At 70.4% G+C, this 26,988-nt stretch carries 19 protein-coding genes and 1 pseudogene; 12 read left to right on the top strand and 8 right to left on the bottom strand.

Annotation, left to right across the window (positions count from 1 at the left end):
- The first annotated feature begins 29 nt into the window (after positions 1-29).
- The 4 genes from JOE46_RS19975 to JOE46_RS19960 all read left to right on the top strand — a co-directional run bounded on the left by JOE46_RS19975 (position 30) and on the right by JOE46_RS19960 (position 5,166).
- Positions 30-1,142 (top strand): DUF4185 domain-containing protein, encoded by a 1,113-nt coding sequence (locus JOE46_RS19975; RefSeq protein WP_209928227.1) that lies wholly within the window; start codon positions 30-32, stop codon positions 1,140-1,142.
- Positions 1,143-1,177: 35 nt separating this feature from the next.
- A complete protein-coding gene (locus JOE46_RS19970; protein WP_097213888.1) occupies positions 1,178-1,786 on the top strand; it encodes a methyltransferase domain-containing protein in 609 nt (202 codons plus the stop codon).
- 97 nt (positions 1,787-1,883) lie between these two features.
- Complete coding sequence (locus JOE46_RS19965) at positions 1,884-3,719, top strand: acyl-CoA dehydrogenase (protein ID WP_097213851.1); 1,836 nt, start codon at positions 1,884-1,886, stop codon at positions 3,717-3,719.
- 214 nt (positions 3,720-3,933) lie between these two features.
- Entirely contained in the window at positions 3,934-5,166 is a 1,233-nt protein-coding gene (locus tag JOE46_RS19960) for an oxygenase MpaB family protein (RefSeq protein WP_257017778.1), read from the top strand.
- Positions 5,167-5,173: 7 nt separating this feature from the next.
- Here JOE46_RS19960 and JOE46_RS19955 read toward each other — a convergent pair whose 3' ends face one another.
- From JOE46_RS19955 to JOE46_RS19940, 4 genes are all read right to left on the bottom strand, one after another.
- The gene (locus tag JOE46_RS19955; RefSeq protein WP_257017777.1) at positions 5,174-7,297 is read right to left on the bottom strand and encodes a VanW family protein; all 2,124 of its coding nucleotides are present in this window, start codon (positions 7,295-7,297) and stop codon (positions 5,174-5,176) included.
- Between the two features lie 577 nt (positions 7,298-7,874).
- On the bottom strand, positions 7,875-8,666 hold the full coding sequence (locus tag JOE46_RS19950; protein WP_097213849.1) for a glycoside hydrolase family 19 protein: 792 nt from the start codon (positions 8,664-8,666) through the stop codon (positions 7,875-7,877).
- Positions 8,667-9,279: 613 nt separating this feature from the next.
- Complete coding sequence (locus JOE46_RS19945) at positions 9,280-10,275, bottom strand: aldo/keto reductase (protein WP_097213848.1); 996 nt, start codon at positions 10,273-10,275, stop codon at positions 9,280-9,282.
- Between the two features lie 108 nt (positions 10,276-10,383).
- On the bottom strand, positions 10,384-11,721 hold the full coding sequence (locus JOE46_RS19940) for an acetyl-CoA C-acetyltransferase (RefSeq protein WP_097213886.1): 1,338 nt from the start codon (positions 11,719-11,721) through the stop codon (positions 10,384-10,386).
- A 116-nt stretch (positions 11,722-11,837) separates the two neighbouring features.
- Between JOE46_RS19940 and JOE46_RS19935 the strand changes: the two genes are divergently transcribed.
- Together JOE46_RS19935 and JOE46_RS19930 are read left to right on the top strand one after the other, a co-directional pair.
- The gene (locus JOE46_RS19935) at positions 11,838-13,184 is read left to right on the top strand and encodes a 3-oxoacyl-ACP reductase (RefSeq protein ID WP_097213847.1); all 1,347 of its coding nucleotides are present in this window, start codon (positions 11,838-11,840) and stop codon (positions 13,182-13,184) included.
- Positions 13,184-14,071: a MaoC/PaaZ C-terminal domain-containing protein gene (locus JOE46_RS19930; protein WP_097213846.1), complete on the top strand. Its 888-nt coding sequence runs from the start codon at positions 13,184-13,186 to the stop codon at positions 14,069-14,071. The genes JOE46_RS19935 and JOE46_RS19930 overlap by 1 nt, the downstream gene beginning before the upstream one ends.
- 69 nt (positions 14,072-14,140) lie before the next feature.
- Here the strand turns inward: JOE46_RS19930 and JOE46_RS19925 are convergent, their stop codons facing one another.
- Both JOE46_RS19925 and JOE46_RS19920 read right to left on the bottom strand, forming a co-directional pair.
- Positions 14,141-14,734: a TetR/AcrR family transcriptional regulator gene (locus JOE46_RS19925; RefSeq protein ID WP_077040206.1), complete on the bottom strand. Its 594-nt coding sequence runs from the start codon at positions 14,732-14,734 to the stop codon at positions 14,141-14,143.
- A gap of 125 nt (positions 14,735-14,859) precedes the next feature.
- Entirely contained in the window at positions 14,860-15,990 is a 1,131-nt protein-coding gene (locus JOE46_RS19920; RefSeq protein ID WP_097213885.1) for a glycoside hydrolase family 3 N-terminal domain-containing protein, read from the bottom strand.
- 139 nt (positions 15,991-16,129) lie between these two features.
- Between JOE46_RS19920 and JOE46_RS19915 the strand changes: the two genes are divergently transcribed.
- The 4 genes from JOE46_RS19915 to JOE46_RS19900 all read left to right on the top strand — a co-directional run bounded on the left by JOE46_RS19915 (position 16,130) and on the right by JOE46_RS19900 (position 22,487).
- Positions 16,130-16,597, top strand: a complete 468-nt coding sequence (locus JOE46_RS19915) for a universal stress protein (protein WP_097213845.1) — start codon at positions 16,130-16,132, stop codon at positions 16,595-16,597.
- Positions 16,598-16,664: 67 nt separating this feature from the next.
- Entirely contained in the window at positions 16,665-17,771 is a 1,107-nt protein-coding gene (locus JOE46_RS19910; protein ID WP_097213844.1) for an isochorismate synthase MenF, read from the top strand.
- A gap of 83 nt (positions 17,772-17,854) precedes the next feature.
- A complete protein-coding gene (locus tag JOE46_RS19905) occupies positions 17,855-18,025 on the top strand; it encodes a DUF2613 domain-containing protein (RefSeq protein ID WP_077040203.1) in 171 nt (56 codons plus the stop codon).
- Between the two features lie 37 nt (positions 18,026-18,062).
- Complete coding sequence (locus JOE46_RS19900; protein WP_209928225.1) at positions 18,063-22,487, top strand: alpha-(1->3)-arabinofuranosyltransferase; 4,425 nt, start codon at positions 18,063-18,065, stop codon at positions 22,485-22,487.
- Between the two features lie 23 nt (positions 22,488-22,510).
- On the opposite strand, the pseudogene JOE46_RS19895 reads toward JOE46_RS19900, so the two are convergent.
- Positions 22,511-23,560 (bottom strand): annotated as a pseudogene (locus JOE46_RS19895) (acyltransferase family protein); the annotation flags it as partial.
- Positions 23,561-23,762: 202 nt separating this feature from the next.
- Between JOE46_RS19895 and JOE46_RS19890 the strand changes: the two are divergent.
- Complete coding sequence (locus JOE46_RS19890) at positions 23,763-24,938, top strand: DUF3068 domain-containing protein (RefSeq protein ID WP_209928224.1); 1,176 nt, start codon at positions 23,763-23,765, stop codon at positions 24,936-24,938.
- A gap of 92 nt (positions 24,939-25,030) precedes the next feature.
- On the top strand, positions 25,031-25,786 hold the full coding sequence (locus JOE46_RS19885; protein ID WP_209928223.1) for a Mut7-C ubiquitin/RNAse domain-containing protein: 756 nt from the start codon (positions 25,031-25,033) through the stop codon (positions 25,784-25,786).
- Here JOE46_RS19885 and JOE46_RS19880 read toward each other — a convergent pair.
- Positions 25,783-26,985 (bottom strand): polysaccharide biosynthesis protein, encoded by a 1,203-nt coding sequence (locus JOE46_RS19880; protein WP_209928221.1) that lies wholly within the window; start codon positions 26,983-26,985, stop codon positions 25,783-25,785. The genes JOE46_RS19885 and JOE46_RS19880 overlap by 4 nt on opposite strands.
- Positions 26,986-26,988 lie beyond the last annotated feature (3 nt).

Below are 26,988 nucleotides of genomic sequence, written 5' to 3'. Positions count from 1 at the left end.
ACAATGGACGTCGATGGGGTGGTGTGATCATGGGAGCTTCGAAGCGATTGGTGCAGGTCTCGGCAATCGGGGCGGCGGCGATGCTCCTGCTGGCCGGGCCTGCCGCGGCAGATCCGAACACCGTGAACCCGATCCCTGGCCTCAACGGGACCAACGGGCTGCCGGTGTTGAACGGCCGCTCCTCGGCCATCGCCCAGGCCACCGGCCTGCTCAGCCCCAATCGAACCCAGGATGCCAACGTCCTCGGCACCGACCTCGGCATCATGTGGGACAACGGAAACGGCGAGGTACTCACCGCGTTCGGCGATTCGGCCGGGCTCGGCATCCCGAACCTCATGAACGGAAGCCTCTGGTCGTGGCGGAGCAACACCCTCTTCCGCAGCGCCGATCGAAATCTCGCCGACGGCATGAGCTTTGACAGCTCGCCGCGCGACTTCCTCGGCCAGGCCAAGGAACTGATCCCCAGCCCGAAGATCCCGTTCGTCGAGATCAGCAGGATCCCGACCGCCGGTGTCGCGGTGGACGGCGTCCAGTACATGTCGCTGATGTCGGTCAAGAACTGGGGCGAGCCGGGCCAGTGGGACACCAACTACTCCGGGCTCGCGTTCTCCACGGACAACGGGGAGAACTGGACCGTCGCCCCCGAGACCAACCGTCCCGCCACCGCCGGTAACCGGAACTTCCAGATGAGCGCGTTCGTCAAGGACGGCGGCTTCGTCTACCAATACGGCACCCCGCCGGGCCGCGGCGGACTCGTGCACCTGGCCCGGGTGCCGGAGAAGCAGATCCGCGACCTCGGCGCCTACGAGTACTGGAACGGCCACGAATGGAAGAAGGGCGACCCGAACGCGGCCGCGCCCATCGTGTTCGGCGGTGTCGCCGAGCTGTCGGTGCAGTACAACCAGTTCCTCGGCCAGTACCTGATGCTCACCACCGACAACTTCAACTCCGTGGTGATGCGCCGCTCGCCGTCACCCACCGGCCCCTGGGGCCCGCCGGAGGTGCTGCTCGAGGCCCGTGAGCTGCCGACCGCCTACGGCGCGTACATCCATCCCTGGTCCACCGGGCCCGATCTGTACTTCCTCACCACCGTGCACTCCAACTACAACGTCCTGTTGATGCGCACCACCCTCAATCGGTGAACGCCGGCCGGCAGCGCACGGCTAGCGTCACCGCGATGGACGCACAGGACTGGAACGAGAAGTACGCGGGCACCGAACTGGTCTGGGGCGCGCCCGCCAACGCCGTGGTCATGGAGTTCGCGACCTCCCTGCCGGCGGGACGGGCCCTGGATCTCGCCTGCGGCGAGGGCCGAAATGCGTTGTGGCTGGCCACTCGTGGCTGGCAGGTCACCGCGGTGGACTTCTCCTCGGTGGCACTCGAGAAGGGGGCAAGGGCCGCCGCGCCACTGCCCCGGTCAGTGCGCGAACGACTCGAGTGGCTGCACGCCGATGTGACGAAGATCGAATTCCGGCAGGAGTATGACCTGGTTCTCGTCGTTTACCTGCATCTTTCGCCGAAAGAGCGGCCAGAACTGCTGCGCAGGGCCGCGGCCGCACTCCGGCCAGGCGGCACGCTGCTGGTCCTCGGGCACGACGCCACCAATATCGCCGATGGCGTTGGCGGGCCACAGGACATCGAGATCCTATACACCCCAACGGAGCTGGTCGACGAGCTGGGCGACGCGGTGGACCCCACAGTCGCGGAACGGCGGCACCGGCACACCGAGACCGGCACCGCGATCGATGCGCTGGTCGTGGGAAGGCGCCCCTATCTTGGCAGCTAACTGAATGCCGAGTAATATCGGCTAAGTTACCGACGAGTAGCTACTTGGGCGGTACTTGACACAGCATGACCGCACCGTCTCACCGGGAGAAAAAGACATGGGCCATTACAAGAGCAACGTCCGTGACCTGGAGTTCAACCTCTTCGAGGTACTCGGTCTCGAGAAGCCGCTGAGCGAGGGCGCCTGGGGCGACCTGGACGCGGACACGATCCGCACCATGCTCAGCGAGGTCGCCAAGCTGGCCGAGGGCCCGCTCGGCGAGGCGTTCGCCGACGCGGACCGCAACCCGCCCGTCTTCGATCCCGAGACCCACACACTCGCGCTGCCCGAGTCGTTCAAGACCTCGTTCAAGGCCATGTGGGACGGCGAGTGGTACCGGATGGGCCTGCAGGAGGAGATCGGCGGCGTCGCCGCTCCCCGCGCCCTGGTCTGGTCCATCGCCGAGATGCTGCTCGGCGCGCAGCCTGCCGCCTTCATGTACGCCGCGGGCCCGTCGTTCGCGGGCGTGCTGTTCGAGAACGGCACCGAAGAGCAGAAGAAGTGGGCCGAGACCTGCGTCGAGCGCGGCTGGGGCGCCACCATGGTGCTGACCGAGCCGGACGCGGGCTCGGACGTCGGCGCCGGCCGCACCAAGGCCGTCAAGCAGGACGACGGCAGCTGGCACATCGAGGGCGTCAAGCGGTTCATCACCTCGGCGGTCTCCGACGATCTGTTCGAGAACATCTTCCACCTGGTGCTGGCCCGCCCCGAGGGCGCCGGACCGGGCACCAAGGGTCTGAGCCTGTTCTTCGTGCCGAACACCCACTTCGACTTCGAGAAGAACGAGCTGGGCGAGCGCAACGGCGTCTTCGTCACCGGTGTCGAGCACAAGATGGGCCTCAAGGCCTCCGCGACCTGTGAGCTCACCTTCGGCGGCCACGGCATCCCCGCCAAGGGCTGGCTGGTCGGCGAGGTCCACAACGGCATCGCCCAGATGTTCGACGTCATCGAGCACGCCCGCATGATGGTCGGCACCAAGGCCATCTCCACCCTGTCGACCGGCTACCTCAACGCGCTGGCGTACGCCAAGGAGCGCGTGCAGGGTGCCGACCTGACCCAGATGACCGACAAGGCCGCGCCACGCGTGACCATCACCCACCACCCGGACGTCCGCCGGGCGCTGGCGATGCAGAAGTCGTACGCGGAGGGCCTGCGCTCGGTGTACCTCTACACCGCCGCGCACCAGGACGAGGTGCTGGCGCAGCTGGTCTCCGGCGCCGACAAGGACCTCGCGTTCCGCGTCAACGACCTGCTGCTCCCGATCGTCAAGGGCGTCGGCTCCGAGCGGGCCTACCAGTACCTGACGGAGAGCCTGCAGACCCTCGGCGGCTCGGGCTTCCTGCAGGACTACCCGATCGAGCAGTACATCCGCGACGCGAAGATCGACTCGCTGTACGAGGGCACCACCGCGATCCAGGCGCAGGACTTCTTCTTCCGGAAGATCGCCCGCGACCGTGGCGTCGCCCTGGCCCACGTGGCGGGCGAGGTCAAGAAGTTCATCGAGCGCGAGGATGCCGACAACCGCCTCAAGTCGGAGCGTGCCCTGCTCGCCACCGCGCTCGAGGACGTCCAGACGATGGCCGCGACCCTGACCGGCTTCCTGATGGGCGCCCAGGAGCAGACCACCGAGCTGTACAAGGTCGGCCTCGGTTCCGTGCGCTTCCTGATGTCGGTCGGCGACCTGCTCATCGGCTGGCGTCTGCTGGAGCAGGCCGAGATCGCCATCAAGGCGCTCGACGCCGGTGCCGCCGACAAGGACAAGTCGTTCTACGAGGGCAAGGTCGCGACCGCGTCCTTCTTCGCGAAGAACGTGCTGCCCGAGCTGACCGCGAACCGCGCCATCATCGCGAACACCGACAACGACATCATGGAGCTCGACGAGGCCGCGTTCTAAACGGCACGAGCTCGGCCGCGCAAACGGGCCCGATCCGGATCAACGGCGATGCCGCACACCGACACGGTGTGCGGCATCGCCGTTTCCGTGCCGGATGGGCCGCAGGCGCCGGGCCGTGACCAGGTATTGACAACATGCGTTGTCATACTGCATGTTGGCCATGGGCCGGTACGCAGATCCGCGGGCACCGGATCCCCCGAGCGAAGGGCACACCGTGACCAAGAGCCTGTCGGATACCACCGGAGCACGGGCGCCGCAGCGGTTCATGCGGGATCCGATCGCCGCGCGCCGAGTCGCGGCGCCCCTGCGCCTGCTCGTCGGCGCGGCGCCGGACCCCACCGACGACGAACGCGACCGGCTCGGCCGGGCACTGATGGAACGCGACGAACCGGCCGACGCCCTGGTCCGGGCGATCCGCGAGGACCACATCGTGACGATGCCGATGTTCCGCCAGGCCCTCGAACACGGCATCGACTCGATCCCCGATCCGCCGGACCCGCTGCGGGACTTCTTCGAGACGCTGGCCCGGACCCCCGACTGGGTGGACGAGGCGAAGTTGACGCACGGCGCACGGGTGCTGCGCCGGGTGGGCCTCGATGCCTCCCTTGTCCTCGGTTACGGCTCACTTCTTGGCGGCTACAACAACTCCGGGCCGCTGCCGCTGTTGATGGCATCGGGCAAACTCACCGGCGAGCAGACGCTGCGCCGGGTATCCGAGACCAGCGTGTGGTGGCGCGCGGTCACCGCGCCGGACGGACTCGAGCGCTTCGGCGAGGGCTGGAAACTCACGGTGCACGTGCGGGCGATGCACGCGTTCCTCAACTACCATCACGAGCACGACCCCGCCTGGCGCAGCGACGTGCGCGGGCTGCCGATCAACCAGTTCGACCAGGCGGGCACCCTCGGACTGTTCTCGACCACCTTCCTGATCCACACCCGGGTTCTCGGCCTGCGCTACACAAAGGCGGACGCCGACGCCGCGATGCACCTGTGGTGTTACGTCGGCTGGCTGATGGGCGTGGACGAGCACTGGCTGCCGTTCACCGAGGCAGGCGGCCGCCGGATGATCTACCACATCGGGACCGCGTCACCGGCGGCAGACGCGAACAGCCTCGCTCTTGCCAAGTCGCTGATCGAATCGCCGAAGCTGATCCACCACAAGAACTTCCAGCGAGTCCGCCGCACCTACGACTACGAGCGCGGGCTGAGCCTGGCCACCACGCTGCTCGGCCCCGCGGGAGTGCGTGCGCTCCGGGTGCCGATGCGGCCGCCCTGGTACCCGGTGTGGCGGGCCGCTGCGAACACCGTCAAGCATCGCGTCATCGCCCGACTGCCCGGCGGGCAACGCTGGGTCGACGCCCGCGCGGAACGACAGCTGGACGACGCCCACCGCCGCCTGCTCGGCGGCGAGCGACCCCCGATCGGGCAGATCACCCACTCGGACTGAGCGGCCGCTACTCACATTTGACGATGGGCACCGGGTCGTACTTGACCGTGCGGGTGTCGCGCGAGATCTCCTGCCCGGTGGCGTGATCGGTGATCACCCTGGTGTCACTGGTGGTGAAGCCCTTCGCGCCGCTGGAGGCGATGCAGCCCGGCCCCTTGGGCAGGGTCACGGTGTTCGGGTCGGTTGGCGCGTACCGCTCCCCCGGGATGGACTCCACGTCCACCGTCTTGGTGCCCCAGAGCCGCACCGTCACATCGGATCCGGTGCCGACGGCCTGGATCAGCACACCGGTCGGCGAGTCATTCTTGAACTTCAGGTCGATCGCACCCTCGAACACGGTCGCCTCCCTGGCCGCGGGGTAGCGGGAGATGTAGTAGCTGTGCTCGGTGTGGCCCGCGTCTTCCATGCCCGCGAAGTAGGCGGCGTTGTAGAGCGTGGTGGCGAGCTGGCTGATGCCACCGCCGACCGCCTTCGCCGGCCGGCCGTTGTTGATCACCCCGGACTCGACGTAGCCCTCTGCCGATCCACGCGGACCGGTGTGTCCGTTGAGCGAGAACGTCTCCCCCGGCTTGACGACGGCGCCGTTGATCTCGCTGGCCGCCAGACGGATGTTGACCCCCGAGGCCGCCTCGAAACCGCCGCTGGTGAACTCGCCGATGACCTGCCGGATGCCGAGCTTGTCCGCGGCGGCCGTGGTCAACGCGGGCTGCTTCTGCTCGTAGACCGCGGCCGTGCTGCGCGGTCCCGTCTGCGCCAGCAGCGTGGGCAGCTGCTCGAGGGTCTTGCGCCACTCGATCATGTCGCCGGTCACCGCGGGCACCACCGTTGGCGCGCCGCTGGACAGGCTGAACGTCGCGTCCTTGGGCTGGACCTCGGTGCCTGCGAGTTGCGGCGCGAGCACACCGATCGCCGCGTCGACGTTGTACTGCGGGGTGAGTCCACCGTTCCCGTCGGGCGCAAAGGTGAGAACACCGCCGACCTGGTCCCGGCGCAGCACCGCGGACTTGTTGTCCCGGCCGGTCACCACGAGATCCGTCGCCACGGCCGGGACCGCGACCTCGCTCATCGCCCGATCCACGCCGTCCTGCCCCACCGAGACGGGCACCACGCTCACGGGCAGGTCCACGCTCTCCCCGTTCGCCCAGTTCTCGGCGAAGGCGGTCTCCGCGGCCTGTCCGTCGAGATTCTGGCCCTGTCGGGGCGTGACGGCGATCGGCGTCGCGCCCTCGAACACGACGTTGCCCTCGAGCGGTGCGCGGTCGGTCTGCAGCCGGATCCCGTCGATCGCCTCGGTCAGCTTCACCGGGTCCGTGGTGGTGACGACGCCGATCTCGCGCTCGGAGAACAGTGACGTCAGCCGTGTGACGGGGTTCAGCGGCTGGGAGCCGGCCCGGTCGAGCGTGGCCGACCAATCGACGGCGAGGCCCGCCTCGCTCGGCACGATCTCGGTCTGCACCTCCCCGGCCTGCACCGGGACCGGCTGGTCGGCCCTCGGCCCGATCTGTGCGCGCAGCTTCGCCTCCGCGTCGGCGGTGCTCAATCCACCGACGTCGACACCGGCCACCGTGACGCCCCGCGGGACCGAATCGCCGGACAGGACGTAGTCCGCCCCGTATGCGACGAGCCCGACCGCGGCCAGCGCCGCGGCGCCGATCGCGATCTTGGCGAGCGGGGATCGGCCCGGCGACCCGGGCTGCGACGACCCGGGGCCGTCCTGCGGGCCATTCGGCGGACCGACCGGCGGGACGGGCGGAGGTCCGGGCGCGGCGGGTTCCTGCCGCGGTTCGGCGGGCGGGCCGGACTGATGCGCGGCGCCCTCCCCTGCCATGAGCACGGTGTCGGGGTCGACCGGATCCGACGGTCCGGCGGCCGCGCCGGCTCCCGGCACATCGCTGTAGGCCTGCACCGGCGCATGGAAGGCCTCCGACGGCGCATCCGCCTGCTGATCGGGGCGCACGACGGGGATGATCATCGTCGCGGCTTCGTCCGGCCCGGCGTCGTCACCCTGGTCTGGCTGCGGCTGCTCCTGGCGCTCGATCCGCGCGGTCGGGGCCTCGGCTTCCTGTCCCGGGTCGAGGACGATGCGAACCGTCTTGGCGCCGTCGGCGTCGCCGACGGAATGGCCGGGCACCTTCCCGCCATCTTCGGTCGGGGGTGCGACATGCCCGTTCGCATGCCTACCGCTCCCGCCGTTACCGTCCGTCACCCTGGCCCCTCCTACCGAATTGCCGCTGGGCCAACCGCCTGTTTTCCGAGGTCCAGCGTAACGCGACGCTGATGGGGCTGCAGATTCGTCGCGTCGCCGGACCGGGGAACCGTCGGATTCCATCTCTGGTCACCGTCGGACCACGAGACGGCGTCATCACGAATGACTCAGCCCCTCGGTAACTTTGGCGAAAAATGTTGGTCGGGCGTCCAGTCAGGCGGACGCCAACACGCGGATATGGGTAGTCCCGCATTGCAACCGGGTCGGGGGTCAGGCTGCAACGCGGGACTACACGGGTATCGACCGGCGTCGAGATCCCGTTACACACCGAGATCAGAACCCTTCTCGGCCGTCCCAAGATTCGGGATGAAGCCACGCCACCTGCACAAATACCTGCACACTCGGCCATCCGCCGCGCAGAAGCCTGTCGCACCACGGCCGGATCCCTTCTCCGCGAGCACCTTTGCCGACGAGACCACACGGAACGACCGGACGGTGAGCGCTAAGGGCGGATGAGCACGTCCAGACCACGCTGGAAGTCCGCCACCCGCCGCTCGAGAGCGTGGTGACCACCGTTGACGAGCTCGGACACCCGGACGATTCCCGCGGAATCGGCAACCTGGTTGAGGTCCCTCGACTGCCAGTACCAGACCGCGGTGGTGAACGCGTTCTCCGGCGCCTCGACGAGCTCGGGGTGCGCGACGAAGTCGATGCCCGTGAACTGGCTCAGGCTCTCGTAGTTGTGGCGGCCGGTGATCTGGATGGCGCCGCGGCCCTTGTAACGCTCACCGTCGCCCGCCTGGGTGTTTCCGAGGTCGGCCCGACCCTCGTACGCCCCGCCCGATGCGTACTCCTCGAAGGTCCGGAACGAGTCGGATTCGACGGCGAGCTGCGCGATGAACGCCGCCTGGCGGACGGGGTTGTCGATTCCGCCGCGCTCCATCGCCGCGTTCAGGGGAGCGACATACTCCGCAATCTTCTCCGCCGGCATGCCGGGCACGATGCGTCCCAGCTCGTCGGGGGTGACGCCCGCAGGCGCCGGGGCAGGCGGCTGGGGCGCGGGCTCGGCCGCGGCAGCCGGCTCGGCGGGAGCCGGATCCGCGGGAGCCGGCTTGGCTGCACGAAGCGTCTCGACCCGAGGGGGCGCGGAGGCGTCGAGGGGACCGTAGAACCCGGCGGGCACTGCGGTGGCGGCGTTGGCGACACCACCGGGTCCGATGACTGCGGCTCCGGTGGCGATCAGGGTGGCTGCGGCGAGGGCGACACCGAAATGGCGCGAGCGTGAAACGTTCAAGGGTCGGGCTCCAAGATTCGACCGAATGTCGATCCGGCCTCCGAACGGTGCCGCGGGCGCTTGGACAAGGACGTCATCATCCTGTCAAGTCACCGTCAAGCAGCAATTAGGTCACAACCAGGTAACGTCGCAGGTGACCCAGATTTCAACCAATTGCGACGAGCGTCACAAACAGTGCTTTGGCGTGTCGGGTTGACATTTGATGCCGATCGGAGTTGGGCGACCCGCTCGGCGCGGCAGTCCTCCTCCACGGCCACCACGGCAGGATTCGCCCAGGAATGGACGGGCCGACGCGCGGCCGGCTTCCCAATGTCGGGGTACTCCAATGAGATTCATCCGCCGCATCGCAATGAACCGGCACGGCAGGGCCGGGTCGGTGTCGCGATCGACGACGGCGTTCCCGAGCGGTCCCGTGACCTGCAGGCATCGCCCTCGCGACCCCGCAAGCAAAACAGGGCGGTCGGTTGGTGTCCTACACAACACCCGTAACCGGGCCTGGTCGAACCTCGGTTGGACACAGAACGGCGTCCGCGAGCCCTGTCCGTGACATATCCGAGACCGGACTCCGGACGGGCGGCTCCCGTCGTCGAGCGGGCTCCCTCGCGGGGTGGTCCTACTCCCGGCCGGAGGACACCCAGGCCGGATCAGCCGACCGCGCCCCGACCGTGATCGCGGCCAGCTCGTCGAGCCGGGAGATGAGGTCGGCGGGCAGCTCGAGCGCCACCGCCTCCGCGTTCTCGGTGACCCGCGCGGCGAAACGCGTCCCCGGGATCGGCACCACCGGCAACGAGAACTCGCGCCCCTTGGCGTACAGCCAGGCCAGCGCGACCTGGGCCGCCGTCGCATCGGACTCGCGGGCGACCGCTTCGATCACCTCGAGCACCTTCGCGTTGCCGGGCAGCGCCTCGGCGTCGAAGCGGGGGAACCGCAGGCGCAGGTCGGACTCGCCGAGCGCGGCCGGGTCGTAGGTGCCGGTGAGAAAACCCCGACCGACCGGCGAATACGGCACGAAACCGACGCCGAGCTCGGCGGCGGTGGGGACGACGCTGCGCTCGACGTCGCGGCTCCACACGCTCCACTCGCTCTGGATCGCGGCGATCGGGTGGACCGCGTGGGCCCGGCGCAGCTCGTCGCCGGTGGCCTCGGAAAGCCCGAGGTGTCGCACCTTCCCCGCGGTCACCAGCTCGGCCATCGCGCCGACCGTCTCCTCGATCGGGACATTCGGATCGACCCGGTGCAGGTAGTAGAGGTCGACGCTGTCGACGCCGAGGCGGCTCACCGACGCCTCCAGAAAGCCCGCGACATGCTCGGGTCGGCCGTCTATGCCCCGCTGTCCCGCGGCGATGTTGCCGACGAGACCGAACTTGGTGGCCAACTGCACCTCGCCGCGCCGGGTGCGCAGCACCTCGCCGACGGCCTTCTCACTGTCGCCGTTCCCGTACACGTTGGCCGTATCGAGGAAGGTGACGCCGATGTCGATCGAGTGGTGCAGGGTGGCGAGGGCCTCGGCCGGGTCGACCGGTCCGTAGACGGGGGCCACCGACATGGCCCCGTACCCCAGGGCACTGACGTCGAGTCCTTCGGCGAGCGCAACGGTGCGAACAGTCATGGCTCGTATCCTCACGCACCACAAAGACAAACGCACGGTCTGGGATCAACGTGATTCCAGACCGTGCGTCGACAGCAGCAACAGGCTCGGCGGCCTGCCCGTTCGGTTTTACCGCTCGATGATCGCCGTGACGCCCTGGCCACCCGCGGCACAGATGGAGATCAGGCCCCGGCCGGATCCCTTCTCCGCGAGCATCTTTGCCAACGAGGCCACGATGCGGCCGCCGGTCGCCGCGAACGGATGCCCGGCCGCGAGCGAGGAACCGTTGACGTTGAGCTTGCTGCGGTCGATGGAGCCGAGCGCGCCGTCGAGGCCGAGGCGCTCCTTGCAGTACTCGTCCGACTCGAAGGCCTGCAGCGTCGCGAGGACCACCGAGGCGAACGCCTCGTGGATCTCGTAGTAGTCGAAGTCCTGCAGGGTGAGCCCATTGCGGGCCAGCAGGCGCGGGATCGCATAGGTCGGCGCCATCAGCAGCCCGTCGCCACCGTGCACATAGTCGACCGCCGCGGTCTCCGAGTCGACCAGGTGCGCGAGCACCGGCAGGTTCCGCTCGGCCGCCCACTCATCGGTGGACAGCAGCGCCGCCGAGGCACCGTCGGTGAGCGGGGTGGAGTTGCCCGCGGTCATCGTCGCGTCGCCGAGCTTGGTGCCGAACACCGGCTTGAGGGTGGCCAGCTTCTCCACCGTCGAGCCGGGCCGAAGGTTGTCGTCGCGGGTCAGCCCGAGGAACGGGGTGACCAGGTCGTCGAAGAACCCGCGGTCGTAGGCCGCCGCCATGTTCTTGTGGCTGGCCGCGGCGAGCTCGTCCTGGTCCTCCCGACGGACGCCGAACTCCTTGGCGGTGATCGCCGCGTGGTCGCCCATCGACATCCCGGTGCGGGGCTCGCCGTTGCGCGGGATCTCGAGGCCGAGCATGGAGGGGCGCACGTTGCCGAGCAGCTTGATCCGGTCGCCGGTGGTCTTGGCGCGGTTGATCGAGAGCAGGAACTCGCGCAGCGCGTCGTTGACGCCGATCGGGGCGTCGGAGGTGGTGTCGACGCCGCCGCCGATCCCGGCCTCGATCCGGCCGGAGGCGATCGCGTCGCCGACCGCGATGATCGACTGCAGGCCGGTGCCGCAGGCCTGCTGCAGGTCGTAGGCCGGGGTGTACGGGCTCAGCGCGCTGCCGAGGACGCTCTCGCGCATCAGGTTGAAGTCGCGGCTGTGCTTGAGCACAGCGCCGCCGACCACCATGCCGAGCTGCTCGCCCTGCAGGTTGAAGCGACTCACCAGGCCGTCCAGCGTCGAGGTGAACATGTCCTGGTTCGATGCCTGCGCGTACGCCTTGTCGGAGCGCGCGAAGGGGATGCGGTTGCCGCCGACGATGGCGACGGGGCGAAGCTGCTTGCCGCCCGCGCTCGGGGCTGCTGCGGCCGGCTTCTTGGCGGTTCGGGCTCTGGGGGTCACGTCGGTCTCCATGTATGTGGGATCCTGCCTCGACATTGAACTTACTCCAGAGTAAGTTCAATGTCGACACCGCACCCGAAATCCGGGTGCCCCGATTGCGACAAAGAAGGTGGACCGTGGCAGCCAGCAAGGGCGCTCCCGACCTCTACTCCCAGTTCCTCTCCTCCGCGCCGGGCGCGTTCATCGCCAAGCAGGCCGGACTGCCGCAGCCCGAGAAGCTGCGCCGGTACAAGGCAGGCGAGCCTGCGCTGGCAGGCCCGGTGCTGATCGGCGGCAAGGGCCGCCTGGTCGAACCGCTGCGGAACCTGCTCTCCGACTACCCCGCCGCCGCACCCCACGACGACCGCCTCGGCGCGCTCGTCTTCGACGCCACCGGCATCGGCCAGGTCAGCGAGCTGGTCCAGCTCTTCGAGTTCTTCCAGCCGGTGATCCGCAACCTCGCGCCCAGCGCCCGGGTCGTGGTCCTCGGCACCACCCCCGAGGAGACCTCGGGCGTAGACGAGCAGATCGCCCAGCGCGCGCTCGAGGGCTTCACCCGCAGCGTCGGCAAGGAGGTCAAGCGCGGCGCGACGGCGCAGCTGGTCTACGTCTCGCCGAACGCGTCGACCGGGCTGTCCGGCGTCGAGTCCACCCTGCGCTTCCTGCTCTCCGCCAAGTCCGCGTTCGTCGACGGCCAGGTCATCCGCGTCGGCGCAGCCGACTCCGTGGCCCCGGCCTCCTGGGACCGCCCGCTCGAGGGCAAGGTCGCCGTGGTGACCGGTGCCGCCCGCGGCATCGGCGCGACCATCGCCGAGGTGCTCTCGCGCGACGGCGCGAAGGTCATCTGCGCCGACATCCCGGCCGCGGGCGAGGCGCTGTCGGAGACCGCGAACAAGGTCGGCGGCACCGCGCTTGCCCTCGATGTCACCGCCGACGACGCGGGCGAGAAGCTGGCCGAGCACCTGCTCGAGCGCCACGGCGGCGCCGATATCATCGTGCACAACGCAGGCATCACCCGCGACAAGACGCTCGCGAACATGGACGATGCCCGCTGGAACATGGTGATCGCCGTGAACCTGGCTGCCCCGCAGCGGATCACCGACACCCTGCTCGCGAAGGGTGCGCTCCGCGGCGGTGGCCGCGTGGTGGACGTGTCCTCCATCGCCGGCATCGCGGGCAACCGCGGCCAGACCAACTACGGCACCTCCAAGGCAGGCGTCATCGGCCTGGTGCAGGCCACCGCCCCGGTGCTGGCCGAGAAGGACATCACCATCAACGCCGTCGCGCCCGGCTTCATCGAGACCGCGATGACCGCGGCCATCCCGTTCGCCACCCGCGAGGCCGGCCGTCGGATGAGCTCGCTGCTGCAGGGCGGCCAGACCGTCGATGTCGCCGAACTGGTCTCGTACTTCGCCAGCCCCGCGTCCAATGCCGTGACCGGCCAGGTCGTCCGGGTGTGTGGCCAGTCGCTGATCGGCGCCTGATGTCCGCGCGGAAGGGCGATCTCGTGCAGCTCACGGAACAGCCCAAGACACTCGAGATCTACGCCCGCGCTGCGCTCGGCGCGCTGCCCGTCGTCGGCAAGTCCGGCACCAGGCGCAGCCTGCCGAAGCAGACCCTCGCCCTCGAGGGGCTGCGGGTGGACCCGGACAACCTCGCGGCGTACGCGCGGGTGTGCGGGCTGCGGTTCGGCGACACCCTGCCGATCACCTACCCCTTCACCCTGGTCTTCCCGACCGTGATGAAGCTGATGGTCTCGGCCGAGTTCCCGTTCCCGGCAATCGGTTCCGTCCACACGGACAATGTGATCGAGCAGCTGCGCCCGATCTCCGTCAGCGAGCCGCTGGACCTGAAGGTGCACGCGGAGAACATCCGCAGGCACCCCAAGGGCACCCAGGTGGACCTCGTCAGCGAGGTGTCCGTCGGCCGCGAGCTGGTCTGGCGGCAGGTCAGCAGTTTCCTGAAGATGCACCCGACCGGCGAGCCGAAGGAACCGAAGCAGGTGCACGCGGACGAGGTGCCGCCGCGCCCGATGCGGACGCTGCGGGTCGATCAGTCGACCATCAGCCGCTACGCCGCGGTGTCCGGGGACCGGAACCCGATCCACGTCTCCTCCCTCGGCGCCAAGGCGTTCGGGTTCCCGCGCACCATCGCGCACGGGATGTGGAGCGCGGCCGCGGTGCTCGGTGCGATCGAGGGCCGGATCCCGGACCGGGCCACCTATAGCGTCAAGTTCGGCAAGCCGATCGTGCTGCCCGCCACGGTGAACGTCTACGCCGATCAGGTACCCGGACCGGACGGCACCGGCTGGGACCTGGCCCTGCGCCACCCGAAGAAGGGCTATCCGCACCTGACCGCGACCCTGCGGTAAGGCGGCTCCGCCGCCTGTGCGCGGTTGATGAGTCCAGGGACTCGTCAACCGCGCACAGGCGCGCAGCGCCTACTTTTTCTTGCCGGACAGACCGCGCCAGGCCAGGCGCTCGAGCAGATCGGCCGCGGCGTCCACGGCGATCTCCCCGCCCGCGATCCGGTCCGCGACGGCCTCGCCCGCGCCGACCAGTGCGACGGCCATGATGGAGAAGTCGGTCCCCTCGTCGGGATCCTTGGTGCTCGATTCGAGGAGCTTGGCGGTGAGCTCGATCAGCCGGTCGCGGGAGCCGCGCACCTGGCCTGCGAACGCCTGCTGACCGATCGCCTGCCGATAGAGCACCATCCAGGACGAGCGATTCTGATCGACGAAGCCGAGGAACCCGACCAGGGCGGCGCGCAGCTGCTCGCGCGGGGACAGGCTCGGGTCACCCGCGGGCGTGATCGCCTCGACGAACCGCAGGCCCTCGCGGTGGATACAGGCCGCGAACAGCTCCTCCTTGGAGCCGTAGTACAGGTAGAGCATCGGCTTGGAGATCTGCGCGGCAGCGGCGATTGCGTCCATCGACGTGTCGTGAAACCCGTTGACGGAAAACACCTCGACCGCGGCGTCGAGCATCTGCTGCTCGCGAACCGCCCGAGGTAGGCGTTTGGTCCCGCCAGCCATGTGTCCTCCAGAGGTAAGACCCTTTATCTTACTCTAGAGTAAGTAGATCGATTGACGTCCTACATTCTGCCGGATCCGCCCGGTGCGCCCGCACGCGGCCGGTTGCGCCCAGGAAAAAGCCGCCGCTAGCAGGTGACGACGCCCTTGGCCCGCGCCACCCGCAGCACGGAATCGTCCACCTGCTGCTGACTGAGCTTGCCGGAGGCCACCAGCGCCTCGAGGTGGTCGAGGACCTCGGGGACCTCGTCGGTGGTCAGCCATAGCGCGACGTCGGCGCCAGCGGTCAGGGCCGCAGCCACCGCCTGCGGGGTGTCGAGCTTGTCGGTGATCGCGCGCATGCCGCTGAGGTCGTCGGTGAAGATCGGTCCGTCGAAGGCGGGCGCGCCGTACCCGGTCCCCGTCCGCAGCAGGGTCATCGCGGCGGGGCTGATGCTCGCGGGCACGCCCGGCGCGGTCAGCCCCGGCACCTCCAGATGCCCGACCATCACCCCGACGCCGGTGTCCACCAGCTCTCGGAACGGCACCAGGTCGCGGGTCTGCAGCTGGTCCAGCGGCGGCGTGGTGACCGCACCGGTGTGCGAATCACCCGACGCCGCACCATGTCCCGGGAAATGCTTGATCACGGGCAGCAGACCCGCGTCGCGTAGGCCGCGGGCGTACTCCCCGGCGTATTCGGTGACGACGTCCGGATCGTCGCTGAACGAACGGTCCCCGATCACCGAGTTCGCGGGCTGGCTGCTGACGTCCACGACGGGGGCGTAGTCGACGGTGATGCCGAGGCCCCGCAGGCCCCGCCCGCGTTTCAGCGCCATCTCGTAGGTCTGCTCGGGCGTCATCGTCTCGGCCACGGTGCGCGGCGGCGGATCCTCACCGAGCAGGTCCGCGACCCGCGACACCCGGCCGCCCTCCTCGTCGATGCTGACCATCAGCGGCACCTTCGCCACGGCCTCGACCTGCGGCACCTGCTTGCCCGCCAGCATCGACTCGTCGGTCCAGCTGCCGATGAAGATGCCGCCGATCTGCTCCTTCCGCACCACGTCCACCGCGTCGGCGGTCCCGGTCACGCCCACGTTGAGCAGCTGCGCCAGCTTCTGCCGCCCCGTCAGGGACGCGAGGAAGTCGGCACCGCAGTGGGCAGGCAGGGTCTGGTCCCTTGCCCCGGTGACGAGGTCGCGCTCGGGTGCCGCCGACGGGGACGGCGAGGCGGAGGTCGACGGCGCGGTGTCGGTCGCGGTGCTGCCGCAGGACACGAGCATCCCGAGGCCGAGGACGAGGGCGGCGGCGCGGGGCACTCGAGTGATCTTCACCGTTCGAGGGTAGGACAGATCCCCCGTCCGCCACACCCTCCACCGGGTAGCGTGGGAGGTGGATCGCCCCCGAAACGAGGAGGTCTCGATGCCTGCAGACCTGATGCTCATCGCCTACGACGGCTCCGACGATGCCAAGCGCGCAATCGAATACGCCGGCCGCTTTCTCAGCGCCGAACGGGCAGTCGTGATGACCGCCTGGGAACCGATGGTCCGCCAGGCCGCCAGGATGTCCGGGCTGTCCGGCGTGATGCAGCCGGAATGGGTTCCGGACGAGGAGTCCGAGGACATCGCGCTGACCGACGCCAAGGCCATCAACATCGAGGGCCTGGACCTGGCGCGGGACGCGGGCCTCAATGCCGAGGGCCGAACCGTGGAGTGCGTCACCACCATCTGGACCACCATCGTCGAAGCCGCAGACGAACTGAACGCGGACATCATCGTCACCGGCACCCGCGGCACCACGGGGCTGCGGTCCCTGCTGCAGTCCTCGGTTGCCGACCACGTCCTGCGGCACAGTCACCGGCCCGTGCTGATCGTCCCGCCGGGCGCATAGGCCACCGGGCACCGAGCCACCGGCCGGGCAGGCCGTCGCGGGGGCGCGGGACTATCGTCGTGAACCGATGGACGGTTTCCTGCTCTCCCGCGCCGACCGGACCCTGCGCACCTCCGGGAGCCGGGAACGGTTCCACGAGATCGACGCCGCCGCCGAGGCTCTCGCGCGGCGTGACATACCGCTCGTGGTCGGCGCGCTGCCGTTCGACCCCGCCGGACCCGCCGCGCTGACCGCGCCGGAGACCGCGCGTGTCACCGACGGACCGTGGCGGCCGGACTCGCTGCCCGCCCTGCCCACCGTGCGCTTGACCGAGGAACTGCCCGAGCCCGCGGAGCACCTGCGCCGGGTGGCCCGCCTGATCGACCGGCTCCGCGACGGCGACCTGCAGAAGGTGGTCGCGGCGCGCTCGGTGGTGCTCTCGGCCGCCGCGCCCATCGACCCGTGGTCGCTGCTGGCCCGGCTGGTGTCGCGGGACCACGCGGGCAACGGCTTCGGCGTCGACCTGTCGCCCGCGGGCGACGGCTACGCCGGGCACGCTCTCGTCGGGGCCAGCCCCGAGCTGCTGCTGCGCCGCACCGGCCGCGGAGTCGAGTGCTTCCCGCTGGCAGGCACCGCCCCGCGCCACGCCGACCCCGACGAGGACCGCGCCGAGGGGCAGCGGCTGCTGGCCTCGGCGAAGAACCGGTCGGAGCATGCCTTCGTGACCGAGTGGATCCGCTCCGTGCTCGACCCGGTCTGCACCGAACTGACCGTGCCGCAGTCGCCCCGGCTGATCGGCACCCCCGCGGTGTGGCACCTCGGCACCCCGATCGCGGGCGTGCTGCGCGATCCGGCTCCGTCGGCGTTGGAGCTGGCCCGCCTGCTGCACCCGACGCCCGCCGTCGGCGGCACCCCCACCGACGGTGCGATCGTCGCGATCCGCGAGTGCGAGGAGCCGCGCCGGTTCTACGGCGGCGCGGCCGGCTGGTGCGACCACGACGGCGACGGCGAATGGGTGGTGGCCATCCGGTGCGCCGAGATCGACGCGGACGGCCTGCGCGCGCGAGCGTGGGCGGGCGGGGGCATCGTGGCCGCCTCCGACCCCGATTCCGAGCTGGCCGAGACGTCCGCGAAGCTCCGCACGCTGCTCGGGGCGCTCGGCGTCGACCCCGAACCGGCCGGCCGCGGCGCGTAACCGGTAAGCGAACCCGACCGTCGGGTCCCAGGTGATACCTTGACGCGAGACGTTTCCGGTCAGTAGCAAATGGGAGATCCGAGATGAAGTTCCTTGTCCCCGGTGTGGCAAGCGCAGTGATCGGTGCGGTGCTCGGTCTGGGCGCCGTCTTCGGGGTTACTGCGGCCGCGTCGGACAACACTCGTCCGGACATCGATCGCAGCGGCAACGCCGATTCCTCCCTGCTGAACCAGGTTGAGTACGGCAGCCGTTAAGAACGCTGGAAGCGCGAGTTCCCGCACTCCTTCTGTCTTGGCGTCCGAGGCGCCGAACAACGCCCCACTGACCCGTCGGTGGCTGTTCGGCGCCTCCGCCATAGCGTTTCTTCTTGCGTTCCTGCAGGCCCCCGGCCAGCTGGTCGCCGACACCAAGTTCGACCTCACCCAGAACCCGATCGGGTTCCTCGAGCGCGCGTCGCACCAGTGGAGTAGCCAGGCCCCGCTGGGCCAGGTGCAGAACCAGGCCTACGGCTACTTCTTCCCGCACGGCGCCTTCTTCAGCCTCGGCGAGCTCGCGCACATCCCACCGTGGATCACCCAGCGCATCTGGTGGGCGCTGCTGCTCATCGCCGGGTTCTGGGGCATCATCCGGGTAGCCGAGGCCCTCGGCATCGGCAGTCGGAGCTCCCGGATCATCGCGGCCGTGGCGTTCGCGCTGTCGCCGCGGGTCCTGACCACCCTCGGGTCGATCTCCTCCGAGACGCTGCCGATGATGCTGGCGCCCTGGGTGCTGCTGCCGGTCATCCTGGCGACGTCCTCGCTCGTGAGCACTTCCGGCCCCCGGGCGGACCAGAAGTACTCACCGGCGCGGCTCGCGGCCCAGTCGGCGCTCGCTGTCGCACTGATGGGCTCGGTGAACGCCGTCGCCACCGCGGCCGCGTGCCTGGTCGCGGCCCTGTGGTGGGCCGCGCACCGCCCGAACCGGCGCTGGTGGATCTTCACCGCGTGGTGGATCCCGCTCTGCGTGGTCGCGACGGCGTGGTGGATGGTGCCGCTGCTGCTGCTCGGCAAGGTCAGTCCCCCGTTCCTGGACTACATCGAGTCGTCCGGGGTCACCACCCAGTGGACGAACCTGGCGGAGGTGCTGCGCGGCACCGACAGCTGGACGCCGTTCGTCTCACCCGAGCGGATCGCGGGCGCGGTGCTGGTCACTCAGCCCGCCGCGGTCCTCGCGACCGGACTGATCGCCGCCGCAGGCATGGCCGGCCTGGCGATGCGTTCGATGCCGGCCAAGGGCAGGCTGGCGCTGATCCTGTTCGTCGGGCTCGCGGGCCTGGCCGCGGGCTACGTCGGCGACCTCGGCTCCCCCATCGCCGAGCAGGTCCGGGTGTTCCTCGACTCCGGCGGCGCCCCGCTGCGCAACGTGCACAAGCTCGAGCCGCTGGTCCGGCTGCCGCTGGTCCTCGGTCTCGCGCACCTGCTCGGCAAGGTCCCGCTGCCGGGATCGGTCCCGCGCGCCCGCTGGCGGACCGCGCTCGCGCACCCCGAACGCGAGCCGATGGTCGCGCTGACCAGCCTGATCCTGGTCGCGCTCACCCTGGCGACCTCGCTGGCCTGGACCGGCAAGCTCGCGCCCCGCGGGGCCTACCCGGAGGTGCCGAGGTACTGGCACGAGGCCGCGGACTGGCTCGGCGAGCACGTGGCGGGCACCTCCCCCGACGGGTCCGACGCGCAGCGCGCGCTGCTGGTGCCCGGCGCCCCGTTCGCGACCCAGTTCTGGGGGCTGACCCGCGACGAGCCGATGCAGGCACTGGCCGACACCCCGTGGGCGGTGCGCGACGCGGTGCCGCTCGTACCGCCCGGCGCGATCCGCGCGCTGGACTCCGTGCAGCGCCTGGTGGCGGACGGCAGCCCCTCGGCAGGCCTCGCGGAAACCCTGCTGGGACAGGGCATCGGCTACGTCGTCGTGCGCAACGACCTGGACCCGGAGACGTCCCGCTCGACCCGTCCGGCGCTGGTCCACCAGGCGATCGACGGGTCGCCGGGACTGGAGAAGGTCGCGCAGTTCGGTGAGGACATCGGCGCGGGCGAGGCCGACGGGCTGGTCACCGACAGCGACCTGCGGCCCAAGTACCCGGCCGTCGAGATCTACCGGGTCACCGTCCCGGCCCTGCCGAGCGCCGTCGGCTCCGGCCCGTACACCGTGGACTTGAACGGGACGCCGAGGGTGCAGGGCGGACCGGAATCGTTGCAGCGCTTGGCCGCACGACGCGACCTGGGCGACGCCGGCCTTGACCTGCCCGCAGGCCCGGTCCTGCTGGCCGCCGACGCCGAGCGCGCCGGACTGCCGGTGGACTCGGTGGTCGTGACGGACACCCCGACCGACCGCGAGACCGACTACGGCCAGGTCGACAACCACAGCTCGGCGCTGCGTACCCCCGACGACCCCCGGCGAACCCACAACCTGGTGCCGGACTACCCGGTGTCGGGAGCCCCGCTCGTCACGGGCGAATGGGACGGCGCGCGGATCACGGTGTCCAGCTCGGCCGCCGACGCCACCCAGCTCGGCGGCACCGCGCCCGGCAGCGGTCCTGCGGCAACCGTGGACGGCGACCCGGCGACCGGCTGGTTCAGCAACGGCCTGGAAAGTGCTCTCGGACAGTGGATCCGATTGGACTTCGACGCGACCGTGACCAGCGGCCTGCTGAAACTGCGGACCAGCCCCGGGGCGCTCGGCGTGCCCGTCAAGCAGCTCGAGGTGACCACACCCAACGGCAGCACCGCCGTCCGCGTCGGCAAGCCGGGCGAGGTGATCACGGTGTCCCTGCCAACCGGCAAGACGGACTGGCTCAAGATCACCGCGACCAAGACCGAGGACGGCTCGGTGGGCACCCAGTTCGGTGTCAGCGAGATCTCCGTCGAGGATTTCTCCGATCGCGATGCCCCCGTGCAGGTGCCGATCCGGTTCCGCACCGTGCTGCCGCCCACCCCGGCGGACGCGACCGTCGCGGGCTGGGACCTCGGCCAGGAACTGCCCGGCCGGACCGGCTGCGTCGAGGCGCCGGACCGGGTGCGGTGCAGCCGGGGACTCGGCCTCGCCCCGGAGGAGCCGGGCACCTTCCAGCGCACCCTGTCCGTACCGGCCGCCACCGCGGTGACACCGCAGCTGGTCCTCCGCTCCCGGCAGGGCCCGGCGCTCGACGCGCTACTCGCCGAGCCCGGCCGCGCACAGGCCGTCGGGCAGGCCGCCGTGGGCGACCTGCGCGGGTCCGCCTTCGCCGCCACCGACGGTGACCCCCGCACGGCGTGGACCGCATCCGAGGACACCACCAGCGGCAAGGATGCGAAACCGACTCTGACGGTGAATCTTCCGGAGCCGACACTGGTGACGGGGCTGAACCTGATGTCGAGCCTCGGCGCCCTCCCCGCGGCCCCGACCACCGTCGCGGTCGACCTCGGCACCGGCCCCCAGGTCCGGGAGCTGAGCGACGACGAACCGATCCGCCTCGAACCCGCCGTCACCGACCGCATCGTGCTCAGCCTGGTCGACTGGGAGGACGTCCTCGACCAGACCGCCCTCGGCTTCGCGAAGGTGCAGCCGGCCGGGCTCGCGGAGATCGGCGTCCTCACCACCACCGAGGACGGAACCGACCTGGTGGTGGCAGGCACCGGGGTGGAGGAACAGCCCACCGACCGGACCGTCACCGTCGGCTGCGCCGACGGGCCGACGCTCTCGCTCGCCGGGCGGACGCTGCGCGCCTCCGTCACCGCGACCGTGGGGCAGTTGCGCTCCGGCGCGCCGGTGCCCGCGACCGTGTGTCCGGACGACACCGGCGCGGTCGACGAAACCGAGAGCACCGCAGTCGATCCCGATGCGCTCGCGGCAACCGTGATCTCGCTGCCCGCCGGACGTCAGGACGTCACCGTCGCGCCCGGCGCCGCATTCTTCGTCGACGGACTGCAGCTCGCCGCCACCCCCTCGGCCGGAACGGCCCCGGTGGCACAGGACGCCGTCCGCGTGCCCACCGACGGATGGACCCCCAACCAGCGGGCACTGCGGGTGGCCGCCCCCGACGGCGACCGGCTGCTTGTGGTGCCGGAGTCCCACAACATCGGCTGGGTCGCCACCGCACCGAACGGCGCCGAGCTGACGCCGGTCGTCGTCAACGGCTGGCAGCAGGGCTGGATCGTGCCCGCGGGCACCGAGGGCACCGTCGTCCTCGAGTTCCCGACCGACCGCTGGTACCGGCTCGGTATCTTCGGCGGCCTCCTGCTGCTGATCCCGCTGCTGCTGCTGGCGGTTATCCCCGCCCGTCGACGCGTGGCCGCAGGCCCGGCGCCGCGGACCTGGCACGCCGTCACCGTCGGCTACCTCGGGCTACTCGCGCTGGCGACGGTGATCGCCGGACTGCCGGGCACGATCGTCGCGGCGCTGGTGACCGGCCTGGCCCTGATCCTTCGCGTCCGACGCGGGCCTGCCAGTGCCGCGCGCATCCTGGTCGGAATCGCCGGGGCGGGCAGCATGCTCAGCGCCGCCTTGCTGTCCACCGGTCCGTGGCGGGCGCTCGACGGCTACGTCGGCCACTCGGTGCTCGTTCAGCTCCCGGCGCTGATCGCGGTGGTCGCGGTGGGGCTGGCCGCGTTGCCGCTGGCTTCCTCGGCCCGCGCCGCCCGGGCATTGCGGCGTCTCTCCCAGTTCTTCACCGCGAGGCGGGTCGGCTCCTCGACCAGCGCGTAGCTCGCGGAGGCGACGGCCAGACTCAGGCAGGTCGTCACCACGAGCACGAACACGAAACTCCCGCTGAACGGCACGATGCCGAACACCGGGAAGATGATCGACAACACCGCGAGGTGCCAGATGAACAGCCCGTAGGACCAGCGCCCGATCGTCAGCGAGAGCGGGCTCGCCAGGATCCGGTGCTTCTCGGTGTCGCCGAGCACCAGCGGCGCCAGCAGCGCGAACGCGAGCACCGCGCCCAACGCGATCTTCACCGAGTACTGCCACGGCTCGGCGCGGGTGAGCCCTTCCGGCCCAGCCAGATCCGTGCACGAGAGCGCGAACGCGGCCACCGCGATCGCTCCCATCAACACGCGCCTGCGCGCCAGCCGGTGCACCGGGCCGTCGACCTGCAGCGTGAGTTCGGCCAGCACCATGCCCGCCGCGAACCACGGCAGGTATCCGGGCAGCCAGTTGTCGGAGTGGATGGCCTCCGGGGTCGGCACCGGCACGAACACCCAGCCCAGGCTGAGCGCCGCCGCGCCGAGCAGCACCGGGACCCGCAGTCGCGCGGTCGCACCGCGCAGGCCGACGAACGCCAGCGCGATCAGCGGGAGCAGCGCGTAGAACGCCACCTCCACCGACAGGCTCCACATCTGGGTCAGTCCGCCGGTCAGCGTCAGCGGCACGAACACCTGGGCAAGGCCGAGGTTCGCCAGCCACACCTGCAGCCCGCCGCCCGCCTCAGGGAGGAACAGCAGGATCAGCACGACTGCCACCCAGTAGGCGGGCAGGATACGGGCGGCACGGTGCATCAGGTACCGCGCGACCGGCGGGGTCGAGCCCAGTCCGCGGGCGGCCACCGCGTGCGGGCGCCACAGCAGGAACCCGGACAGCGCGAAGAACAACGCCACCGCCATGTCGAATCGGCCCCAGATGCGGCCGAGCACCGGATCACCCGTCGCGCCGGTCTGAAATGCGACGTGGGTGACCAGCACACCGAGCGCGGCGAATCCCCGCATGCCCTCCAACGCGGGGATGAACCCGCGCGGTGCTGACACGACCTGCTGCGGGTGGGAAGCCTCGGTACTCATTTGCCGACCAGTGTGCCCCAGCCCCGGTGTGTCCGAGGAGGACACCCGGATGCCATGACACGGAAATACGGCGTGCCAGCGCAATCGGACACTGGACACTGTTACTGTCTGGCTCACTGAGTGTCGCAACCCGGACGCTCTGCGATCGGTGCCGCCCACGGCAGCACCTCGGGCTGACAATGATTGACGAAGGAGATTCAGCATGGCGGGACGCTCAGGGCCGAGCAGGACACTTGCCTGCATCCTGGTGGGGCTCGGCGCTTTCCTATTGGCGGCCGCTGTCCTCATCCCGACGTACACCGTCGGCAAGCTGAAGAAGACACCGCTCGACCTCGAGGTCACCACGGTGGCCGAGGGCATCGGCGACGTCCTCGACTCGAAGTCCCTGACCGCAGGCAAGGCCGTCGTCAACAACAACGTGCCGCTGGTCGCCCAGCGTTACGTCACCGTCGTCGACCCGTCCGACGCCGAGAAGATCACCGTCCAGGCCGGACAGACGCTGCGCCGCACCGACAAGCAGGGCGACACCGGCCTGCTGACCGCGAGCGTCGACACCGTCACCCTGGACCGGGTCAGCTCGATGCCGATCCAGGACCCGATCGGGTCGATCCAGACGCAGCCCGACAAGCCGGCCGACGAGGTCGAGCACACCGGCCTGCAGTACAAGTGGCCGTTCGACGCCGAGCAGCAGGCGTACCCGTACTTCGACATCAACTCCCGGTCCACCCACGACATCAATTTCGTCGAGGAGACCGAGATCAACGGCCTGAAGGTGTACCACTACAACCAGAAGGTGGAGCCGGTCGACCTGTCCAAGGTCGTCGCCTCGCCGACGAACAAGCTGACCCTGCCCGCCGCCACCTGGGGCGTCGAGGGCGGCGACGCACCGGTCACCATGACCCGCTGGTACGCCAACGAGCGCGACACCTGGGTCGACCCGGTCACCGGCGTCGTCGTCAAGGGCCAGGAGAAGCTGTACCAGTACTACGCCCGCACAGCCGACAAGCCCGAGGTCACGGTCATCAAGGCCACACTGCCGTTCAACGAGGACACCATCGAGTACCAGATCGGCCAGGCCAAGGACGGCGCGGACAAGCTGTCCATGTTCGGCCGCACCCTGCCGATCATCCTCGGCATCCTCGGCCTGATCTCCCTGATCGCGGGCATCTTCCTCGGCGTCCGCGGAGGCAGCGGACCGAAGACCCCCGCCGCCGCGAACGGCGCGGACACCACCCCGAGCGGCCCCGCGCACGAGTCGTACGACTCCGGCAACGCGGAGACCGAGCAGTTCCCGCGTCACGACTGGACCTCGGACAAGACGGAGGAGTTCCCGGCCGTCGACACCCGCGACCAGGAACCGCCGACCACCCGCCTGTAGGCAAGCACGCAACGCGAAGGGCCCGCACTCATCTCGAGTGCGGGCCCTTCGCGTTGCCGGGCGTAGGTTGGGCGGTAGTCGAGAGTGCGCACATGAGTCCGTCCCGTCGCCACTGCGAGTTCCGCTTCTACGAGGAGCTGAACGACTTCCTGCCGCCCGCGCTGCGCAAGCGCGACGTCGCGCACGACTTCGACGGCACCCCGACGGTGAAGGACCGGATCGAGTCGCTCGGCGTGCCGCACACCGAGGTCGACCTGATCCTGGTCGACGGCGACTCCGTCGGATTCGGGCACCGACTGCACGGCGGCGAACGGGTCGCGGTCTACCCCGTGTTCGAGCGCTTCGATCTGGACGGCCTCACCCGACTGCGCCCGCTGCCACTGCGGGAGCCGCGGTTCGCGGCCGACGTGCACCTGGGCCGGCTCGCCTCCTACCTCCGTCTGCTCGGCTTCGACTGCCTGTACCGCAACGACTTCGCGGACGAGGAGTTGCTCGCGCTCTCGCTGAGCGAGCACCGGACGGTACTGACCCGCGACATCGGTCTGCTCAAACGCGCGGCCCTGCGCCGCGGCGCCTTCCTGCACGAGACCGACCCGCGTCGGCAGCTCCGCGAGGTGCTGGACCGGTTCCAGCTGGATGCGCGAATCGCGCCGCTGACCCGGTGCGCCCGCTGCAACGGGCCCGTCGCCCCGGTGCCGAGGCGGGTCGCGGCGGGACTGGTACCAGCGGGCGTGGCCCGCGAACAGCGCGAGTTCAGCCGCTGCGGTTCCTGCGGCCGGATGTACTGGCCTGGCAGTCACCTGGTGCGGCTGCGTCGGCGGCTGGGCGAGGTCGGGGTGTGGCTCTAGCTCTCCGCGGCGCCGTCGGCGCCGCGCAGGGCCGCGACGCTCACCACCGCCGCCGCCGATGCGGCCGTGACCACCGCGATCGTGATCAACTGCCGGATCGTCGAGGCGAAGCCCAGGATCAGGACGACCTCCACCGCCAGCGCCACCCACGCGGCCAACGCCAGCCGGGTGCGCTCGCGCGCGATCGCCGACAGGAGCGCCCCCTGCAGCACCGCGAGGCACGCCCCGTCGAGCGCGAACAACCACAGCAGGCCCTGCACCGGCGCGTAGGCCTGCCCTACCAGCATCGGCGCCAGCGGCGCGACCAACGCGACGCCCGCGACCGTGACCGCGCCGAGCCCCACCAGCACGCCGAGCGCCGAGCGCACCGCCCGCGCCGAGTGCGTCGGGCTGGCCATCCTCGGGTACAGCACCACCCCGACCGCGGCGGGCAGCCAGAAGGCCGCCTTCGTCGCCACCGCGCCCAGTGCGTACTGCCCGGCCTGCGCCTCGTCGAGCACGACCCGGGTCAGCAGCAGGTCCGCCGAGGACAGTGCGATCAGCGCCAGCTGGACCTGAGAGGCCCGCAGCACCGCCGCGACCCCGACCGGGACGGCCCGCTCGGCACCGGCGATCGTGCCCTCGCGGCCGACCAGCACCCGGGCGCCCGCGGCCACCGCGCCGGTCCCGATCGCCGCCACCGCCAGCGCGGCGCCCGCCCCCCACCCGAGCGCAAGGGCCGCGACCGCGGGCACCACCTTGGCGATGCCCGTGGCGGCCAGGATCACGCTCAGCTCACCGAAGCGGCCGCGTCCCTGCAGGAGTCCCTGTTCGGTGGCCAGCAGGACCAGAAGCGGCGCCGTGAGCAGCGCGGCGGCGGTCGCACCGACCCCGGTGTCCAGTACCGCCGCCACCGGGACCACGAGCGCCGCGGCGAGCACCGCGACGATCACCGCGCACCGGCGGCCGAGGCCGCGCAGCGCGGCGTCGCCCCCGCCGAGCACCACCTCGCGGGCGACCACAGTCTGCAGGGCGAGCGCGGGCACCGCGAGGACCAACTGGGCGGCGAGCAGGCTCGCGAACTCGCTGTAGCCGGCCGGCCCCAGCCAGCGGCTGGCGAGCAGAGCCAGCACGTACGAGGCCAGATTCGCGGTCATCGAGCCGACCGTCACCATCGTCATCCCGGCCACCGCGGAGGTGGCGGCGGGGCGAGGTGTCATCCG

The organism is Rhodococcus sp. PvR099, assembly GCF_017833315.1.
GTDB lineage: Bacteria > Actinomycetota > Actinomycetes > Mycobacteriales > Mycobacteriaceae > Rhodococcus_G > Rhodococcus_G oryzae.
This window is presented reverse-complemented; position numbering and strand designations above follow the sequence as displayed.

Bases quoted from the DNA above. Each gene is read 5' to 3' on its own strand.
- JOE46_RS19975 (WP_209928227.1), top strand. From the start codon at position 30: ATGGGAGCTTCGAAGCGATTGGTGCAGGTCTCGGCAATCGGGGCGGCG.
- JOE46_RS19970 (WP_097213888.1), top strand. From the start codon at position 1,178: ATGGACGCACAGGACTGGAACGAGAAGTACGCGGGCACCGAACTGGTC.
- JOE46_RS19965 (WP_097213851.1), top strand. From the start codon at position 1,884: ATGGGCCATTACAAGAGCAACGTCCGTGACCTGGAGTTCAACCTCTTC.
- JOE46_RS19945 (WP_097213848.1), bottom strand. From the start codon at position 10,275: ATGACTGTTCGCACCGTTGCGCTCGCCGAAGGACTCGACGTCAGTGCC.
- JOE46_RS19930 (WP_097213846.1), top strand. From the start codon at position 13,184: ATGTCCGCGCGGAAGGGCGATCTCGTGCAGCTCACGGAACAGCCCAAG.
- JOE46_RS19925 (WP_077040206.1), bottom strand. From the start codon at position 14,734: ATGGCTGGCGGGACCAAACGCCTACCTCGGGCGGTTCGCGAGCAGCAG.
- JOE46_RS19920 (WP_097213885.1), bottom strand. From the start codon at position 15,990: ATGCTCGTGTCCTGCGGCAGCACCGCGACCGACACCGCGCCGTCGACC.
- JOE46_RS19915 (WP_097213845.1), top strand. From the start codon at position 16,130: ATGCCTGCAGACCTGATGCTCATCGCCTACGACGGCTCCGACGATGCC.
- JOE46_RS19910 (WP_097213844.1), top strand. From the start codon at position 16,665: ATGGACGGTTTCCTGCTCTCCCGCGCCGACCGGACCCTGCGCACCTCC.
- JOE46_RS19905 (WP_077040203.1), top strand. From the start codon at position 17,855: ATGAAGTTCCTTGTCCCCGGTGTGGCAAGCGCAGTGATCGGTGCGGTG.
- JOE46_RS19890 (WP_209928224.1), top strand. From the start codon at position 23,763: ATGGCGGGACGCTCAGGGCCGAGCAGGACACTTGCCTGCATCCTGGTG.
- JOE46_RS19885 (WP_209928223.1), top strand. From the start codon at position 25,031: ATGAGTCCGTCCCGTCGCCACTGCGAGTTCCGCTTCTACGAGGAGCTG.
- JOE46_RS19880 (WP_209928221.1), bottom strand. From the start codon at position 26,985: ATGACACCTCGCCCCGCCGCCACCTCCGCGGTGGCCGGGATGACGATG.